General features: G+C 37.2%; 15 protein-coding genes and 1 pseudogene. 5 read left to right on the top strand and 11 right to left on the bottom strand.

The features are described from left to right. The first annotated feature begins 51 nt into the window (after positions 1–51). Positions 52–927, top strand: coding sequence for an AEC family transporter (locus A6M14_RS09485; RefSeq protein ID WP_188110887.1), 876 nt, complete (start codon positions 52–54; stop codon positions 925–927). 66 nt (positions 928–993) lie between these two features. On the opposite strand, the gene rdgB is transcribed toward A6M14_RS09485, so the two are convergent. Then, on the bottom strand, positions 994–1620 hold the full coding sequence (gene rdgB, locus A6M14_RS09480; protein ID WP_152874701.1) for an RdgB/HAM1 family non-canonical purine NTP pyrophosphatase: 627 nt from the start codon (positions 1618–1620) through the stop codon (positions 994–996). A gap of 102 nt (positions 1621–1722) precedes the next feature. Here rdgB and A6M14_RS09475 point away from each other — a divergent pair, with 102 nt between their 5' ends. Beyond that, positions 1723–2163: a GNAT family N-acetyltransferase gene (locus tag A6M14_RS09475; RefSeq protein WP_152874700.1), complete on the top strand. Its 441-nt coding sequence runs from the start codon at positions 1723–1725 to the stop codon at positions 2161–2163. A gap of 21 nt (positions 2164–2184) precedes the next feature. Here A6M14_RS09475 and A6M14_RS09470 read toward each other — a convergent pair whose 3' ends face one another. The 9 genes from A6M14_RS09470 to A6M14_RS09430 all read right to left on the bottom strand — a co-directional run bounded on the left by A6M14_RS09470 (position 2185) and on the right by A6M14_RS09430 (position 13793). After that, a complete protein-coding gene (locus A6M14_RS09470; RefSeq protein WP_152874699.1) occupies positions 2185–2406 on the bottom strand; it encodes a hypothetical protein in 222 nt (73 codons plus the stop codon). Positions 2407–2542: 136 nt separating this feature from the next. After that, on the bottom strand, positions 2543–3133 hold the full coding sequence (locus A6M14_RS09465) for a tetratricopeptide repeat protein (protein WP_152874698.1): 591 nt from the start codon (positions 3131–3133) through the stop codon (positions 2543–2545). Then, positions 3130–3723 (bottom strand): methionine biosynthesis protein MetW, encoded by a 594-nt coding sequence (gene metW, locus A6M14_RS09460; RefSeq protein WP_152874697.1) that lies wholly within the window; start codon positions 3721–3723, stop codon positions 3130–3132. Before metW ends, A6M14_RS09465 begins: the two co-directional genes overlap by 4 nt. Further along, positions 3723–4880, bottom strand: a complete 1158-nt coding sequence (metX, locus tag A6M14_RS09455; protein ID WP_163122444.1) for a homoserine O-succinyltransferase MetX — start codon at positions 4878–4880, stop codon at positions 3723–3725. Before metX ends, metW begins: the two co-directional genes overlap by 1 nt. 82 nt (positions 4881–4962) lie before the next feature. Then, positions 4963–6660 carry a 2-isopropylmalate synthase gene (gene leuA, locus A6M14_RS09450; RefSeq protein ID WP_152874696.1) on the bottom strand — a complete coding sequence of 566 codons (1698 nt, stop codon included), beginning with the start codon at positions 6658–6660 and terminating at the stop codon, positions 4963–4965. Positions 6661–6927: 267 nt separating this feature from the next. Further along, positions 6928–8031, bottom strand: a complete 1104-nt coding sequence (locus tag A6M14_RS09445; protein WP_152874695.1) for an alpha-hydroxy acid oxidase — start codon at positions 8029–8031, stop codon at positions 6928–6930. A 33-nt stretch (positions 8032–8064) separates the two neighbouring features. After that, positions 8065–8748: a Fe2+-dependent dioxygenase gene (locus A6M14_RS09440; RefSeq protein ID WP_188110886.1), complete on the bottom strand. Its 684-nt coding sequence runs from the start codon at positions 8746–8748 to the stop codon at positions 8065–8067. A gap of 124 nt (positions 8749–8872) precedes the next feature. Then, the gene (locus tag A6M14_RS09435) at positions 8873–11158 is read right to left on the bottom strand and encodes a TonB-dependent receptor (protein ID WP_152874694.1); all 2286 of its coding nucleotides are present in this window, start codon (positions 11156–11158) and stop codon (positions 8873–8875) included. A 421-nt stretch (positions 11159–11579) separates the two neighbouring features. After that, the gene (locus tag A6M14_RS09430) at positions 11580–13793 is read right to left on the bottom strand and encodes a TonB-dependent receptor (RefSeq protein WP_152874693.1); all 2214 of its coding nucleotides are present in this window, start codon (positions 13791–13793) and stop codon (positions 11580–11582) included. A gap of 253 nt (positions 13794–14046) precedes the next feature. On the opposite strand from A6M14_RS09430, the gene tig reads away from it, so the two are divergent. From tig to clpX, 3 genes are all read left to right on the top strand, one after another. Beyond that, entirely contained in the window at positions 14047–15378 is a 1332-nt protein-coding gene (gene tig / locus A6M14_RS09425; RefSeq protein ID WP_152874692.1) for a trigger factor, read from the top strand. Positions 15379–15571: 193 nt separating this feature from the next. Next, a complete protein-coding gene (clpP, locus tag A6M14_RS09420) occupies positions 15572–16183 on the top strand; it encodes an ATP-dependent Clp endopeptidase proteolytic subunit ClpP (RefSeq protein ID WP_152874691.1) in 612 nt (203 codons plus the stop codon). A gap of 26 nt (positions 16184–16209) precedes the next feature. Continuing rightward, a complete protein-coding gene (gene clpX / locus A6M14_RS09415) occupies positions 16210–17520 on the top strand; it encodes an ATP-dependent protease ATP-binding subunit ClpX (RefSeq protein ID WP_152874690.1) in 1311 nt (436 codons plus the stop codon). Between the two features lie 275 nt (positions 17521–17795). Here the strand turns inward: clpX and A6M14_RS09410 are convergent. Then, a pseudogene (locus tag A6M14_RS09410) lies at positions 17796–19310 on the bottom strand (fumarate hydratase); the annotation flags it as partial. Between the last annotated feature and the right edge of the window lie 483 nt (positions 19311–19793).

Genomic DNA, 19793 nt, shown 5'->3' with positions numbered 1-19793 from the left:
AAAATCTAAAAGATGCTAGCATGTAGACACTTAATAACTCAGGAATGCATCGTGGCTTTGCTTCTACCACTTTTTGCTTTTATATGTGGACTAGGACTAGCTTCAGTTTCACTTTCTACGCAACTCAAAACTCTATTTTCTAGCGTATTGGCACGTTGCTTTATTCCATTTGTCATTATTTACAATATGGTTTTTTATCAGGCGGGTAGTTTAAGCCTGATGCTTTTCAGTTTTACTGTTGCCATCTTAATGTTCTATTTCTTTAGACATATTTTTAAAGATCAACTTCGTGCGCTATGTGTGAGCTATGTCAATTTAGCATGGCTTGGTTTTCCTTTTGCATTGGCACTTTTTGGTCCTGAAATTAGTGCACCTATGGTCGCTTTATATGTGGGTGGATCTATCTTTGGAAATATTTGGGCAGTAACTGCATTAAATAAGGAACAACAAGCTTTATCCTCAATGATAAGAAAAGTTCTATTTTCACCACCTGTATTTGCTTTGTTGATTGCACTTGTTTGTCGAATTTTGGGGATGCAGAATCTACAAAATCATCAAATTTTAGATGTGTTATACAGCGTTGCAAAAGTTGGAATGAGCTTTACGGGGATGTGTATTTTAGGCATGTGGTTGCGCCGTACCCAAGTTTATTGGGCTGATATTTTGCGTAGCCTAAACGTATTTGCAATGAAAATTACGGTTGGTTTAGTTTTGTGTGGATTGACCTATTTATTTGTTCCAATTCCACATATTGAAAAATATATAGGCGTGATGTTTTTAATATTTTGTTTACCGCCCGCAGCCAATATTGTGGCTTTAGAAACACATTATTTAGGCACAGGTGAATCTGCAAGATATATTGCAGCAGGGACGATTGTGAGCTGTGTATTGGTATTGATTTATGGTGCGATTTTGCATTTTTTATAAGTGTTTATCTAAAAATAATAAAAAAGCCCTATATGAATAGGGCTTTTAAATGCCAAAACAACATATTTAAACAGCTAAACTTTGCTTGAAGAGTTTCATTGCCTGACCACGATGGCTAATTTTGTTTTTTTCTTCTTTAGAAAGTTCCGCACTAGAAATATTCAGTTCAGACAACCAAAATAAAGGATCATATCCAAAACCATTTTCACCACGCGCTTGTTCTAAAACTTCACCTTTCCAAATGCCTTGGAAAATTTGTGGTAATGGATCTTCTGCATGTTGAACGAGTGCCAATACGCAAACAAACATGGCTTCAATTGTTTCGCCATTTTTACGCAATGGTTTTAAGTCTGCTAAAAGTTTTTCATTATTCGCAGCATCATCACCATGTTCACCTGCATAACGTGCAGAGTAGATTCCAGGTGCACCACCTAATATAGGAACGCAAATACCTGAATCATCTGCAATGGCAGGTTTTCCTGAAATTTTAGATGCATGGCGGGCTTTGATAATGGCATTTTCTACAAAGCTTAAGCCATCTTCAATAGCATCTTCAATATTGAGTTTGCCTTGTGCAACAACTTCTACAGGAAGGTTTAATTCTGCAAATAGTTTTTCAAACTCAGCGATTTTTCCTTTGTTATTACTCGCAAGTACGAGAGTTCCTTGAGATAACCAATCTTGAGAAGACATTGTAATATGCTCATACTTTGAAAAATGAATACTGCATTCTAGCGGATTTTCATCAAGTGGAATGCTAGCTTATATAAAAATCTAAATAAAACTGAGATTGAAATGATTCGAATAGCTCAAACAGGTGATGTAAAAAATATTGTTAAGTTAATTCAATTTTATATGAATGATATTGTTATAAGCGAGTCTGGTAGATGTCACTTTAGTGAAGAGATCATTTCATCATTATTAGATCGTAAGGATGTGCACTACTATGTATATGAAGAAGCGGGAAGTCTTTGTGCCGTCATTGCTTATAAAGAACCGAATCATGTTCTTCATTTTTTTGTAGACCATGCTTTTAAAGGGACTGGGTTAGGGCGATGCTTGTGGGGCTTTATGGAAGCAGAATTAATGAAACAAAATGTAGAAAATATAACGGTTAATTCTAGTGTTTATGCTCAGCCTATCTATGAAAAATTTGGTTTTAATACAGTATCAAAAATGGTTGAGGAGCATGGATTACGGTTTATACCCATGCTTAAAAATATGAATAAAAATTAAAAAAAACACCTTACGGTGCTTTTATTTTCTAAAGCGATAGCCTTGTGAAATCATGCAATTATTTTCCATCGATTTCTTTTCTTTTGCATTCACTTTAGCGAGTCCAACATCGTATCGGCATTTGGCTAAAGTATTTTGCATATCATAACGAGATATGCCATTTTTTTTCCATGAAGCAGTCGAACCACAACCAACTAAAACCAAAAGACTTAAAGTTAGGAGAGCTATAGAATAATTTTTCATTTTTTATCCAAAGTAAAAATAAGTAAGATTTATTTGATGTATAAGCCGTTATTAATAATCATTTTTATGAAATTTGTAAGTTTAAAATGTGTAAATAAAAAGCACCCGAAGGTGCTTTTTCACATGAAATGGAAGCTTATTGTGCTTGAATCCATTTGTCCGCACGGTCACGTGCAGCACGAATTTGATCTTGAGTTAAGTTTGCAGCTAACGCAGTTTTTTTACCTTCAGAAAGTGTAATCACTTTGTTATCGAGCATGCCATCACGTGTAGAAAGTTCATACCATTGATATGCACCCACGTAATTTTTCTTTTGCTCTTCCATCATAGCTAAGTTAAAACTTGCACGGTTATCACCATGACTTGCTGCTTTTTCAAAGTATTTACGTGCTAAAGATTCATCTTTACGAACGCCAATGCCATCTGCAAGCATACGTCCAACATTCAGTTGTGCCGGGGATAATCCTTGGTCGGCAGCGGCTTTGTACCACGCAAATGCTTGAGCATTATCTTGTTTAACGTCTTTACCTTGTTGGTATTTAGTCGCTAAGTAAAATTGTGCCCCAGGTTGCCCTGATTTTGCAGCTTTAATGAGGCTGTTAATATCCATAATTGAATATTGAGCTGCTTGGCTTGAAACGGTTGGTTTCGGTGAAACGTAATCTGCATGGGCTTGTATGCTAAAAAGTCCAACCAGTAGCGTCGTGCTTAATAATAGTTTTTTCATAGAGCGCTCACTCGATAAATTGCGACTTCACCAAACAAATTAGGAAGATGTTTACTCAGTAAACTGTCTTCTTGGTTACCATTTACGGCAAGTCGATTAATAATCCGAATATTATTTTCTGCACAAAGTGCTTCAAAGTCTCGGAAAGTACATAAATGAATATTTGGGGTGTTATACCACATATAAGGTAAAGCTTCTGAAACAGGCATCTTCCCTTTAAGCGCAAGGAAAGAACGGGTCTTCCAATGTGCAAAGTTTGGGAATGTAATAATGGCTTGTTTCCCCACGCGCACCATATCTCGTAATAATACGTCTGGTGCATCTACAGCTTGCAAAGCTTGTGCCATGACAACATAGTCAAAAGACTGGTCGGCAAATCGACTTAAACCTAAATTTAAGTCCTGCTGAACAATATTTAACCCTCTACTGACTGCAATTGCAATCTTTTCTTGATCAATTTCTAATCCGTATGCACGAATATTGTGCTTTTTGCTCATATGAGCAAGCAGTTCACCATCGCCACAACCCAAATCGAGAACGCTGGAATCTGGCTTAATCCACTTTTCAGCAAGTTGATGATCGATACGCATTACACAGCCTCCTTTGTCGCTTGGAGGTGTTCTTCACCACCTAAAAATGCACGTAATGATTGCACATACAGTGGAATAGGGAATAAGAAAGAGTCATGACCTTGTTCTGCATCAATATCTAAGTAGCTGACAGGTTTAAAGTTGCTAATTAATGCATCTACAATTTCTTGCGAACGAGCAGGGGTAAAACGCCAATCTGTCGTAAAAGAAACGACTAAAAACTTACATTTGGTATTTGCCATTGCATTTTTAAGTGAAAGTTCATATTCACGAGCAGGATCAAAATAATCCAAGGCTTTGGTCATAATTAAATAAGTATTGGCATCGAAGTTACGGCTGAATTGTTCACCTTGATAGCGTAAGTAGCTTTCCACTTGGAATTCAACATCAAAACCATACATAAATTTGCCAGACTTTAAGTCACGACCAAATTTTTGTTTCATTGCTTCTTCTGACAAGTAGGTGATGTGTCCGACCATACGAGCCAAAATTAAACCACGTTTAGGATAGCTATCATTTTCTAAATAGCGTCCGTTGTGGAAATCTGGATCTGACAAAATTGACTGACGTGCAACTTCGTTAAATGCAATATTTTGTGCAGATAGTTTTGGTGCACTGGCAATAATCACGCATTTTTGCAGGCGATCTGGATAATCGACAGACCATTGCAAAGCTTGCATGCCACCCAAAGAACCACCAATAACCGAATACCAAACATCAATGCCTAAACGATCCGACAGTAAGGCTTGCGTTTTTACCCAGTCACGAACCGTTACAAGGGGAAAGTCTGGGCCGTATGGACGGTTTTCATTTTCGGGATTTGGTGATGTCGGGCCTGTAGAGCCACTACATCCACCAATATTATTGAGTGCAACGACAAAGAATTTTGAAGTATCAATTGCTTTACCTGGGCCAATACAAGCATCCCACCAACCTGGTTTTTTATCATCTTCATGATGATAACCCGCAGCGTGATGATGCCCCGATAATGCATGACAAATAAGAATAGCATTCGACTTATCGGCATTAAGTTCACCGTAAGTTTCAACCATAAGTTCAAAACGTGGAAGAATTCGATCACATTCGAGCTCTAATGGCTCTTCGAAAAGGAACTTTTGCGGGGTAACTAAACCCACTGAGTCAGCTGGAAAAGACACAGGAATAATTCGCCTTAAATCTTTAGGATCAATAAAGAAAAGGATACCACTTGGGGTATCCTTTTCAAAATAGTTTTATAGCTTAAACTACAGCAGCAATCACTTGATCTGTGCTAAGAACACCTTGATCAATTAAACGATTCGTACATGCCATAATTGCTTCGATCGATGAAGTTACAATGTTGTCATGAACACCTGCACCAAATGCAGATTTTCCAACACCTTTCACTTGAAGTTCAATTAATGCTAAAGCTTTTGCATGTGCGCCAGAACTAATACTACGTTCTTCATAGCTTAAAACATCAATTGGCAATTGAAGTGCATCTAAAATAGCTGAAATTGGACCATTACCTTCACCGCGTAAACGCTGAGTTTGACCATTGATTTCAACATCTAGCTCAATCACTTGGCTGCCATTTTCATCAGACAATTTATAATTTTTCACTGAATAATGAGCATCTTTGGCTGCAACATAAGTATCTTTGAACAATGACCAAATTGCTTGAGCAGAAATTTCAGTGCCATCTTCATCAGTTTTTTGCTGAACAATTTGCGAGAATTCAATTTGAATACGACGTGGTAAAACGACGTTGTAATTCGATTCTAACAAGTAAGAAATACCACCTTTACCCGACTGTGAATTCACACGAATCACAGCATCATAATCGCGTCCTAAATCTTTAGGGTCGATTGGTAAGTAAGGCATATCCCAAATTTCTTCATTCTTTTGGTGATCAAAACCTTTTTTAATCGCATCTTGGTGTGAACCAGAGAATGCTGTGAATACCAAGTCACCTGCATATGGGTGGCGAGGGTGAACAGGTAAGCCAGTGCATTCTTCAACGGTTGCAATAATTTCGTTGATATTTGAGAAGTCTAATTCAGGTGCAACACCTTGGGTATACATATTCAAAGCAATTGCTGCAACGTCTACATTACCTGTGCGTTCACCATTACCAAAGACACAGCCTTCGACTCGGTCTGCACCTGCCATAATGGCAAGTTCAGAAGCTGCAATACCACAGCCACGGTCGTTATGACAGTGAACCGAAATAATCACACCATCACGACGTTCTAAGTTGCGATGCATCCATTCAACTTGGTCTGCATAAACATGTGGGCCTGAAACCTCAACAGTTGCAGGTAAGTTCAAAATCACTTTGTTTGTTGGAGATGCTTCCCAAATTTCAGTCACAGCATCGCAAACATCTTTGGCAACTTCTAATTCTGTTGCAGTAAAACATTCAGGGCTATATTGGAAAATAAATTCAGTTTCAGGTTGCTTTGACGCATATTCTTTTACTTTTTGCGCCGCATTCATTGCTAATTTTTTTGCACCAGCAACATCAACATTCAATACTTTATTACGGAATGTTGGAGAATTCGAGTTGTAGATATGCACAATGGCACGTTTCGCACCTTGTAAAGATTCAAAAGTACGTTGAATTAAATGATCACGTGCTTGAACTAAAACTTCAATATAAACATCATCTGGAATATGACCTTCTTCAATCAATTTACGGGTGAAATCGAAGTCAATTTGAGATGCAGAAGGGAAGCCAATTTCAATGTGTTTGAAACCAATTTTCACAAGCATTTGGAACATTTTGAATTTTTGTTCAATGTTCATTGGCTCGAAGATCGCTTGGTTACCGTCACGTAGGTCCGTGCTCATCCAGATTGGCGCTTTATTGATTTCATTGTTTGGCCATTGACGGTCTGGTAAGTCAACACGCTGATACATGCGACGGTATTTTTTACTTGGATCTGCCAACATCATGTGAAAACTCCTTGTGTAGTATTGGTTGCTTCTAATCGTGGATAACGGCAACGTACTACTTTTATAGATTGTGTCTATTCTAACAATTTACAAGAGATACTTCGGGGTCTTTAGCCAAAAGTTGTAAAATATTCTTAAAAAATTGAAACTTAGCTTTACCGTAAGTCTTGTAAATCTATAACTAAATTTTAAAATACTTATTCCGAAAAAAAATTCCTAAATTTGCAGCTTCATAACAAATAGTGAGAAAATATTCCGTAAATTCAATTAATATTGAAAAATATATTCTTTATTAATTTCATTTACTGTAGCTGTTCCCATAAGAGCCATAGTGATTTCAAACTCTTCTTTTAATATTTTAAGTACATGTGCAACGCCTAAAGCACCCGCCGTCGCTAAACCATAAATATATGGTCGACCAATAAATACAGCTGAAGCACCTAATGCAATGGCTTTAAATACATCAGATCCACGTCGAATACCGCCATCATAAAGTAATGGAAAATCGGTAGGAACGACTTTTTTAATCATCTGTAAAGCTAAAATTGGAGATATACATGTATCTAAAACACGTCCGCCATGATTTGAAATAATCAGCCCTTGAACACCATGTTTAATCGCTAAAAGCGCATCTTGTGGGTGAGTAATTCCTTTTAAAATTACAGGTAAATTTGTTTGTTGAACAATCCACGCAATATCATCCCACGTTGGTGCAATTTTCATTAATCCATTAAAAACAGGATGATCACCATCTTTTAATTCAGGAAGAGGGACGTGTGTAGGCGTGTGCGGATGTTGCATTCCTTCAGGTAAATGAAAAAATGCTTTACGTTCACGGTCACGAATGCCTGTATGAGGGGAATCAACCGTAATCACAATAGCTTTGTAATGATGTTCTTCTGCCATTTTCACTAAAGCCAAAGATTTTTCACGTTCACCTTGCCAATACAATTGAAACCATTTGTATGGATTTTCTTTTTTAAGGCTTCGCATGTCGGTATTGGTAAATGTACTTAAAACAATATTGCTACCAAGAACTTCTGCCGCTAATGCCGATGCAGCTTCTGCTTCAGGATGAAATTGTTGTTGATGACCAATAGGCGCAAGAAAAATAGGGTGAGGATATTTTTGACCTAAAATTTCACATTCAGTATGACCATGCGTTAAATCTTTGAGCATTCGAGGTAAAAGCTGAATGTCGTTGAATTGATCTACATTGTCTTGAACGCTGATTTCATCCATTGAGCCACCTTGTAAGTAGCTCCAAACCATATCTGATAGATGTTTTTCTGCTTCAATTTCATAGTCATGAATAGTTTGTAGATGTGCTGGAATTTGGTTCAGCGGTTCTAAAATAGTTTTCATATTCATGAAAAATCCTTTGAAGTTAGAGGGCAATTCTTATTAAATTTCAGCCCATTTACGCATTAAATTATGGTAAAGACTGGTGAGTTTTACCACTTCTTCATGGCTATCGCCCAATTGCATCCGTAAATTTTGAATAGTTTGGTCTAAGTTGAAAAGCATATGTCGATCTGCATCTTCTCGGATCATGCTTTGAATCCAGAAAAATGAACCCACACGACAGCCTGAAGTTACAGGTGTAACCTCGTGAACACTGGTAGATGGATATAAAATTAAATCACCCGCAGGAAGTTTAACTTCATGATAACCATAAGTATCTTCTACAACCAATTCACCACCTTCATATTCGTCAGGTTCGCTTAAAAAGATGGTGCAGGATAAATCTGTACGAATACGATCTTTAGTACCTTTGATCCAACGAATTGAATTATCGACATGAAAGCCAAATGTTTCATTGTTTTCATATCGATTAAAATAGGGCGGTAAAATATTTAAAGGCAGAGCGGCAGAAATAAATAATGGATGCTTAGATAGCGCATCTAAAATAATATCGCCTAAATGATTTGTTAAAGGATGATCTTCGGGTAATTGTTGATTTTGTTTTACATTTGCAGAAAGTGATCCCGTAGAAACTTTACCATCTACCCAATTTACTTTGTCCATTTCTGAACGAAAATATTGAACTTGTTCTTTGGTTAAGACATTGGGAATATGATGAATCACGGCAATACCTTCTGAAAATATAATTAAATTATTTATAGCAGTTATATATAAAAATAGCCCCTATGGTTAAAGGCTATTTTAGTTTAAATCCCATGGTATTAATATGGGATTTAATATTTAAAACTTAGTATTTGAAGTTTACAGCCAATACTGCGCTACGACCTTCGCCTTCAACTGCATAGTGAGATGCATAAGCTTTAGTGAAATAACGTTTGTCAGAAAGGTTGTTGATGTTCAATTGTAGATCAACATTCTTGTTTACGTTATAACGAGCCATTGCATCGTAACGAACGTAGCCTGAAACCCATTTAGTGTTTGCTGCATCACCATAGACTTTGTCCATTGCTACAGCGCCAGCACCTACAGTAAACGCAGGAGTTACAGCATAAGTTGTCCAAAGTGTTGCTGAGTGTTTTGCAACGTTTTGAACTTGATTACCGTTACTTGGATTAGGTACATAGATTGCTGGTTTAGCACTATCTTTTTCGATATTTGTAAAACCACCGTCAAGAAGTTCGCTATCTAAATATGTATAACCTGCAGATACAGCCCATTTATCCGTGATGTTACCATTTGCACCTAATTCAATACCATCAACACGTGTTTTACCAATGTTGCTTGTTAAACCATTTGCATCTGTTGAGCGTGTATTGGTTTTTTCAGTACGGAAAATAGCTGCTGTTAGATTTAAATTTTTATTAAATAAATCCCACTTTGTACCAAGCTCCATGGTACGAACTTCTTCTGGTTTCAAGTCATTGATATATGAACTTGTGCCTGAATTAATACCTTCAGAACCATCACCTCCATCTACACCTACAGGATTTGTTGATGTTGCATAACTTGCATAGATAGAGCCATTTTCAGTTGGTTTATAGGTTAAACCTGCTTGGTAATTGAAAAAGTCTGATTTACTCTTGTATTGTGTACCAGCTTTATCTGTCACGTTGCCTTTACGATCTGTTTGATCTTGAATAGCCGTCCATTTGCTATCGAATTGATCCCAACGAACGCCTAAATCTAATAACCATTGTGGATTAATTTCAATGTTATCTAAGAAATAAACAGATGTATTTTCAGTTGTTACATTTGTTGATTTTGGATTTGCAGCAATGTTACCTAACCATGGATCATTTGGGTTTGGATTGTTTAGATCAGTACACCAACCATTTGGATTGGCTAAAGCACAAGAGCCTTTATCAATCGCTGATGTATTTGAGTCAGTTAGTTTGTAGTTGCCACGGTCCGAATCTTGACGGCTATATTCAACACCTGTGTTAAAAGAGTGTTTGAATGCACCAGTATTAAATTTACCTGTTAATGCAAGTTGGTCGGTAAATGTGGTGGTATCGGTAATGCGAGTATTTGCGCGACGCCAAACTTTACCATTGGCAACGTTACCTTGAGAGTCATCAGGCTGAGTAATGACGTAATTGTTTTTAGACTTGCCGTATACAGCCGTGTTGCTAATCGTAAGGTTGTCAGTCAAATCATGTTCTAATTTGATTGTACCATTTTGATTTTCTTGTTTTTGGAAGTCACGATCTTTCCAACCATAGTAAATACCTTGTTTTACATCAACTGGTTTACCTGCTGAGCCTTTATTTACTGTGTCATATTGGTATGGAACGCCAGAATCTGGAGTATCATCAGATTTTAGGTAGTAGTAGCTTAAAGTTGCGCGAGTGTCTGTATCTAGACCAAAAGTAATACTTGGCGCAATACCAACACGTGAATATTCAGCGCCGTTGTGTTGACCCGCTTTTTCATTTTCGTGACCCATTACAGCAACACGAGCGGCAATACCGTTACCAAAATCTTTATTGGCATCTAGGGTGATACGTTTGTAGGCATCAGTACCTGCTGCAACAGAACCTTCTAAAGAGTCACCTTTTTTAGCAACTTTAGAAACCATGTTGATACTACCACCTGTAGTACCAGCACCGCCCATTGCAGAAGCAGAACCTTTAGTTACTTCCACTTGTTCTACCGCAAACATTTCACGGTTTTGTGAAGTTGCGCTACGTACACCATCGACATACATCGAGCTTTCAGAGTTATAACCACGAATAAATGGACGGTCACCATTTGGGTTACCACCTTCACCCGCACCTAAAGTAATACCAGGTACAGTACGAAGTGCATCACTTAATGTTGTAACTTGAGTATCTTGAATGAGTTGTTTTGAAATTACAGAAACCGATTTAGGCGTATCTAAAAGGGGAGCAACAAATTTAGTATTTGCCGATTTATCTACTTTTAAGCTTTGTTTTTGTTGAGCTGTTGCTTCTGAGTGAATTGTATCGAGCTGTGTTGCTTGATCTTGGGCAATTGCGTGTCCAGCCATAATGCTTAGAGATGATGCAATCGCAGAAGATACGATTTTTTTACGCGTTTTAATGAAAGCCATTTCAAACCCAACGGATAGAGGAGAATATTGAGTGCGAATAGTAATGATTCCTATTTATTTAGTCTGTAGGTTGAAATTGGTAATAACGATTCTTTTGTGTAGAAAATAAGGAAGTTTGAATGAAATAATGTAACAAAAATAATTTAAGTTCATGTTTTATAATGGAATAGATAAAATCGTATGTTTTTTCTTTAATTATTGGGAATATGAATGTAGTTTAATTAAGGATAATAATGCATTCAGTTTAGGCTTAATACGTGGTGACTTTTTGAAAGTGCTTCACTGCGTGAAATAAATTTAGTGATATTCATTGAAGCTTTCTGTAAGTCATACTCATGAAAGATATTTATTTTTTATGAGTCATAAAAAAAAGGGGGATTTATAGAAATCCCCCTTTTTTATTACATTGAATATCGTTTATTTAGAAACGATATGTTCCTTTAAGGGCAAATGAGCGACCAGGAGCTACAGTTGAGAAAATACCAACATGTGAAGCATCGTAAATACGTTCGTTTGTAATGTTGTTAATATTTAATTGAAGACCTACTTCTGGCATTAATTGGTAACTTGCGAATGCATCAAAACGGACATGTGATGGCAATATGTATTCATTTGCATCGTTCGCGAAACGATCATCTACATATGAAATGCCACCACCAAGACGCAATTTATCTAGGACTTGGTAAGTCGTCCACAAATTAGCACTATTTTTAGCAATATATTTCATTTTATTGCCATTCTCTGGACTGATAGCACCATTTACATAGCCATTATCTAGAATTTTGCTATCTAGATAGGTGTATCCAGCGGAAATATCCCACTTCGGTGTAATTTGCCCAATTGCACTTAGTTCAAAACCACGAACACGATTTTTACCATTAACACTTACAGTTCCATCAATATCAGTTGTACGTGCATTCGTTTTTTTAGTTTCAAATATAGCGGCATTTAAAGCTAAGCGCTCATTAAGTACTTCCCATTTAGTCCCCAGTTCAATACTACGAGTTTCTTCTGGATCGATATTGTCACTTAGTCTATTACCGCTTGCTACACCATCAGCACCGCCAGCTTGTCCTAAGTTATCACCACTAGGATTCATTGAAGTTGCGTAGTTAGCATAAATACGACCATTAGGTGCGATTTTATATACAGTACCAAGTTGGTAGTTGAACATATTGTCAGATACAGTATCGATTAAATCAGTAGATTTATAATCATCAAAACGTAAACCTAGATTAACATCAAACTTTTCTGTCAGATTTATGTTGTCGAATAAGTAAAGACCAAAGACTTCAATTTCACCTGCACGAGTTTTAGGACCGTAAGTGATTTTAAAATTACTATAATCACCGTACGTTGGATTGTACAAGTCAACTTTTTCATTAGATGGTAAACCTGTAACAGTTGTATCTTTGTTGCTAATGCGCTCTTTACTGTAATCTGCACCAACAACAAAGTTGTGTGTAATATTTCCGGTATTAAATTTACCTGTTAGGTCAAGTTGACCAACACTTGAATGACTTTCACGATATCGAGCGCGATCTCCACGGTTATAATAAAGATCTGTACCATTTGCACTACATGCTGAGTTGTCTGTATTTATGGCAGAACCACCACGGTTAGTACATTCAAAACTTACACGAGTAAAGAAGTAATCTTGCATACTCGTTAAGTCTTTTACTACAGCTTTTAGAGAAAGATTGTCGTTGAAATCATGTTCAAGATTTAAGTTAAAGCTTTCAGATTCATATTTTCTGAAATCAACACCCGGGCGACCATAGTTAGTATCAAACTTACCACCTTCAAAAGGGGTATTTCCCCATAAATTCATTGTATTGCTAAATGGTACTCCCATATCTGGGGTATCATTAAACTCTAAGTAGTTATAACCTAAAGTTAAACGTGTTGGTGTGTTCAGACCAAAAGTGATAGATGGCGCAATACCCCAACGGTCAACTTCAACATTATCACGTCGAGCAGTTTCGCCTTGATCTAGCATTGCATTTAAGCGCACAGCAATATTGTCGTTAATGGCAATATTGTTATCTGTAGTGAAGCGATATTTTGTATGTCCTTTACCAGATGTTTGATATTCAGAAGTAATTTCGGATTCTGTTTTATCTTTAGGTTTTTTAGTAATTAAATTAATCGTACCACCTGTAGAGCCACGTCCTGAATATACAGACCCAGGACCTTTACTCACTTCTACAGCTTCAAGGTTAAATGTTTCATGAGATCCACGTGCATAATCACGCATGCCGTCAATAAGAATATCTGTACTTGCTTCATAACCACGAATAAAAGGACGATCACCCATTGGTGTTCCTCCTTCACCAGCCCCTAAGGTAATGCCAGGGGTGGTTCTTAGAACATCTTGCAAAGACGTAGCACCACGTTCATCAATTTCTTCTTTAGAAATAATGTTGATTGTGCGTGGTGTATCTAGAAGTTTTGTTGTTATTTTTGAATTATTAGATTCTTTAATATAATAGCTTGTGTGCTCTGCCGTAGAGGAGATTGTTTCAAGTTGATGTGAGTTTTGATCTTGGTCTGCAAATGTAAGTGGAGTTGAAAAGCTGATTAAAGAGGCAACAGCGATTCTTGTTCGTTTCTTACGACTTTTAATGTAATTCATAACAATGCCCTAATAAAAAAAGAATAAAAAATACACAAAGTAAACAAGTATCTCAATGGTAACGATAAGTATTATTATTTGCAATTAAAACTACACAATTTCCTCTTGATTGTTACCTAATAAATATGAGCAAGTGCTTTGTACAAAGACTATAGCTAAAAGTGATATAATCCTTTTTTTGTATATCTTTAAATGTTGTCATATAATGTGGCACTTTTAAAAAACTGTTATTTCCAATTATATCGAGGAAGCCATGCAAGTAACTTCTGAAGCGGTTTCGGGCGTTGCCCGTCGTTTAAACGTATCTGTACCGACGAGCCGTATTAATGAGCAATTTGAAGCTCGTTTGAAACGCACTGCCAAAACTGTAAAGATTAACGGCTTCCGTGCGGGTAAAGTACCTGTGAACGTAGTTCGTCGCGAATACGGTGCTGGTATTTATCAAGAAGTTGTTAACGACATTATTCGTGACACAGTTTTCGAAGCAATCCAACAAGAGAAAATCAACGCTGTTGGTATGCCAAACATCGATAAAACTGAAATGAAAGATGATGCTTTAGTTTATGAAGCAACTGTAGAAGTTTATCCTGAAGTTGATGTTAAGTTTGATGGTTTAACAGTTGAACGTAAATCAACTGAAGTAAACGACAAAGATGTAGATCAAATGATCGAAAATCTTCAAAAGCAACGCGCTTCTTGGGCTGAAACGAAAGGCATGGCTAAAAAAGACATGCAAGTAACTTTCGACTTTGAAGGTTCTGTAGATGGCGAGAAGTTTGAAGGCGGTTCTTCTGAAGACTTTAAACTTGTATTAGGTTCAGGTCGTATGATCCCTGGCTTCGAAGACGGTATCGTTGGTATGAAGAAAGGCGAAGAGAAAGTTATTGATGTAACTTTCCCTGAAGACTACCAAGCTGAAAACCTTGCAGGTAAAGCTGCTCAATTCAAAATTACTGTGAAGCTTGTTGAAAAACAAAAACTTCCAGAAATTGATGCTGAATTCTTAAAAGTATTTGGTTTGACTGAAGAAGAAGGCGTTGAAAAACTTAAAGCTGACGTTCGCAAAAACATGGAACGTGAAGTGAAAAATGGTCTTCGTAACCAAGTTAAAGGCGCAGCTTTTGATGCACTTGTAGCTGCAAACGAAGTTGAAATTCCTGAGTCTATGTTAACTCAAGAAATTGACCGTCAACGTCAACAAATGATTCAACAATTTACTCAACAGTTTGGTGCTCAAGGCGCTAAAGCATTTGATAGCAGCATGCTTCCAGATGATTTGTTCAAAGAGCAAGCTGAAAAAGCAGTTAAGCTTGGCGTATTAGTAAGCCGTGTTTTAGCTGAATCTAAAATTGAAGTAGATGCTGCTCGTGTTGAAGCTTACATTGCTGACATGGCTTCTTCTTACGAAGATCCAAACGAAGTAATCGAATTCTTCAAAAATGATGCTCAACAACGTCAACAAATTGAAGCTGTTGTATTAGAAGATCAAGTTGTAGATCACATTTTAGCTTCTGCTAAAGTAACTGATACAAAAGTAAGCTATGAAGACTTATTGAAAGAGCAACAAGCTCGTCAACAAGGCTAATTTCTAGCTGAAATAAAAAAAGGCGCTTAAAGCGCCTTTTTTTATGAAAATAAAATATAGAAATCACTTTTTCTTTGATGAGTTTGATGTAAAAATTTCTGCTATTTAATCTCGAATATTTTGCAATTTTGGCAAATATCCCTCATATTGTGGCTATGGGTTAACTCACAAGAATTTAGGAATAAATAAACGTATGTATGTTCCAACAATTGAAAATGCTTTAGTTCCAATGGTGGTAGAACAGTCTTCCCGTGGTGAACGTTCATTTGATATTTTCTCACGCCTTTTACGTGAACGTGTGATTTTTTTAACAGGTGAAGTTGAAGACAACATGGCGAACTTAATTGTGGCGCAAATGTTGTTCTTAGAAGCTGAAAATCCAGATAAAGATATCCACTTATATATCAATTCACCTGGTGGCTCTGTAACTGCTGGTATGGCAATTTACGATACTATGCAATTTATTAAGCCAGACGTTGTGACTTATTGTTTAGGTCAAGCTGCGTCAATGGGTGCATTCTTACTCAATGCTGGTGCTGAAGGTAAGCGTTATTGCCTTGAAAATGCACGTGTGATGATTCACCAACCGCTTGGTGGCTTCCGTGGTCAAGCCTCTGATATTGAAATTCATGCACGTGAAATTCTATTCATTAAAGAGCGTTTAAACCGTTTAATGGCTGAACATAGTGGTCAAGACTATGAACGCCTTGCTAAAGATACAGATCGTGACAATTTCATGACTGCACAACAAGCAAAAGAATACGGCTTAGTCGATGAAGTTTTATCTAAACGCCCATCAATTTAAAAAAAAGATTAGTTATTGGAGTAAATATGTCCGAACATCCTCAAGAACATAAGAGTTGTTCATTTTGCGGTAAAACGCAGTCTGAAGTCGGGAAACTGATTGCAGGCGAGGACGCATATATCTGTAATGAGTGTGTGGACGTATGCCTAGATTTAGTGCAAACCAGTCAGCAAGTAGAATCTAGCGATTGGGCGACTAAACCATTACCAAAGCCACATGAAATTCGTGCGGCATTAGACCAATATGTAATTGGTCAAGATGTTGCGAAAAAAACGTTATCTGTTGCAGTTTATAACCATTACAAACGCTTAAAAGTGCAAAATAGTGGTCATAAAGCAGAAGATGGTATCGAAATTTCAAAAAGTAACATCATGCTTGTAGGTCCTACAGGTTCAGGTAAAACATTGCTTGCTCAAACACTTGCTCGTTTACTTGATGTTCCTTTTGCAATTGCAGATGCAACTACATTAACCGAAGCAGGTTATGTGGGTGAAGATGTTGAAAATATTGTACAAAAACTTCTTCAAAAAGCAGATTACGATGTAGAAAAAGCGCAAAAGGGCATTATCTATATCGATGAAATCGACAAGATTACGCGTAAATCTGAAAACCCATCAATTACACGTGATGTTTCAGGTGAAGGTGTACAACAAGCTTTACTTAAAATGATTGAAGGAACAGTTGCTGCAATTCCACCACAAGGTGGTCGCAAGCATCCTCAACAAGAATTGATTCAAGTTGATACTTCAAACATCTTATTTATTTGTGGTGGTGCATTCTCGGGTCTTGAAAAAATTGTGCAACAACGTCAAGAAAAAGGTGGCATTGGTTTTACTGCAGAAGTGCGTAAAAAAGATGAAACTAAAAAGCTTTCTGATTTGTTCCGTCAAGTTGAATCAAATGACTTAGTGAAGTTTGGTTTAATTCCAGAATTCATTGGTCGTGTTCCTGTTGTTGCAACACTTGATGAGCTAGATGAAGATGCATTAATGCAAATTCTGACTGAACCTAAAAATGCATTAACACGTCAATATCAATACTTATTTGACATGGAAAATGTAGATTTAGTTTTTGAAAAAACTGCATTACGTGCTGTTGCGAAAAAAGCATTAGAACGTAATACGGGTGCACGTGGTTTGCGTTCTATTCTTGAAAACTCATTGCTTGAAACAATGTATGACTTACCAAGCCGTACAGATGTTGGCACGGTTGTGGTGAATGAAGCGGTTATTAATGATAATGCTCAACCAGAGCTTAAAGCTGAGCGTCAGCCAAAGCAAGAAGTTAAAAAAGAAGAAGCAAAAGTTGATCTTAAGTTGGTAAATAAATCTGCTTAATTTATTTTTGTTTTAAAAAAACGCGCCTTAAGGCGCGTTTTTTTTGTTTAAACATAAATTCAGTGTTTTGTTAATGGTTCAATTATTTTCAAAATTTCTTTTTCATAGTCTGAATTTTGCATCGTTTCTTGGGCGATCCTTTCAATTGCTGTTTGAATTTTTAGCATTGTATCCGTACTTTTTCTGTTAATTGATTTGCCTTCTGGTGTTGATAAAAAGGTGTTATAGGCTTTAATTTCTTCTTCGGTATAAACTTCTTTCACAACTTGTTTGATGGCATCTGTTACTGGGATTTTACCAATTTTCGCTTGCCAAATTTTTGGTGCAGTTGCATGAATAGACGTACCATTTACGTCAACAGCTACAGATACAGGCATATCTTTTACAACAAACTTGTAGATTGCTTCCATACCAAGGTCAGCAAAGGCAACAACTTCAGCTTCACGGATTGCTTTAGATACTAAGTAAGCAGCACCACCCACAGCCATCAAGTAAGTTGCTTTGTTGTCTTTAATTGCTTCAACGGCAGCAGGACCACGGTCTGCTTTACCAATCATGCCATAAAGACCAGTTGCTTCGAGTACTTGACGTGTGAATTTATCCATACGAGTCGCTGTAGTCGGGCCAGCAGGGCCAACCACTTCATCACCAACAGGATCTACAGGACCTACGTAGTAAATAAATTTACCTTTAAGATCTACAGGAAGCTCTTCACCGTTGTTTAACATATCAACCATACGTTTGTGAGCAGCGTCACGACCTGTATAGATTGTACCGTTAAGAAGCAAGGTGTCGCCCGGCTGCCATTGGTTCATTTCTTCTTGCGTTAAGTTATCTAGGTCAACACTTTTCGATGTTGAAGAATCCCAAGTCACTTCAGGATAGTCAGATAAGCTAGGTGCAATAATATTTGCAACGCCTGAACCATCTAATGTGAAGTGTGCGTGGCGAGTTGCAGCACAGTTTGGAATCATACCGACTGGTTTGCCCGCAGCGTGACAAGGGTAATCTTTAATCTTGATGTCAAGAACAGTGGTTAAACCGCCAAGACCTTGTGCGCCAATACCAAGTGCATTTACTTTTTCGAAGATTTCGATACGAAGTTCTTCAAGTTTGCTTTGTGGACCACGACGAAGAAGTTCGTCCATGTCCAATTCTTCCATGAGTGCTTCTTTTGCTAGCATCATGGCTTTTTCAGCAGTACCACCAATACCAATACCCAGCATACCCGGTGGACACCAGCCTGCACCCATCGTAGGAACAGTTTTAAGTACCCAATCCACGATTGAGTCAGATGGGTTAAGCATTGCCAGTTTAGATTTGTTCTCTGAACCGCCACCTTTTGCTGCAACAGTGATATCTACTTTGTTACCTGGAACAAGTTTGTGGTAGATCACAGCAGGTGTATTGTCTTTAGTATTCTTACGACCAAAAGCAGGGTCTGCAAGTACAGATGCGCGTAGGATATTTGAGTTTTCTAAGTAACCTTGGCGTACACCTTCATTAATCGCGTCGTCTAAGCCCATCGTTAAATCGAATTTAACGTCCATGCCCACTTCAACGAATACGTTTACGATACCGGTATCTTGGCAAATTGGACGATGTCCTTCTGCACACATACGAGAGTTAATTAAGATTTGTGCGATCGCATCTTTTGCAGCTTTGTTTTCTTCACGGTCATACGCACGGCTCATCGCTTGGATGAAGTCTTGTGGGTGGTAGTATGAAATGAACTGAAGCGCATCTTTAACCGATGTGATCAAGTCATCTTGCTTGATAATAGTAGTCATACAAAAATCTCTTGAGCGGGCTGTTAGCTAGCGGGCTAAATTATAAGATAAAAAGTGAGTTTTGTGGGTGTTTTGATCAAGCTTTGGGCGAAAGTTTAATGTGTTGTCATAATTGTGGTTCTAGCTGTCATATTTGATGGTTTTTTGATGTTTTTCTTGTCATATTTCATGAAATATTTGTAATATTTGATAGCGTAGAATGTACTTTTATTTACTAAGTAATTGATATTTATTGCTATAATAATTATTTATAATGTTTCATATTTGTCATATAACTGTCATAAAACTTTAAGATAATATTCATATCAAAGTTAGAGTATGAAATGATGGTTACAGCAGTGATGTCAGTGGTTGGTTTTTCTATGTTTATCGCAGCAACTTGGTTCTACGGTCAGCAAGAAGATCAAGCCTAAGCTTTATCTTCTTTTTTTTTGCTTAAAATCTTATAAAAATAATAATCTTCTCAAATCTCAAATCTCAAAT

The sequence above is a fragment of the Acinetobacter portensis genome (assembly GCF_009372215.1).
Taxonomy (GTDB): domain Bacteria; phylum Pseudomonadota; class Gammaproteobacteria; order Pseudomonadales; family Moraxellaceae; genus Acinetobacter; species Acinetobacter portensis.
This window is presented reverse-complemented; position numbering and strand designations above follow the sequence as displayed.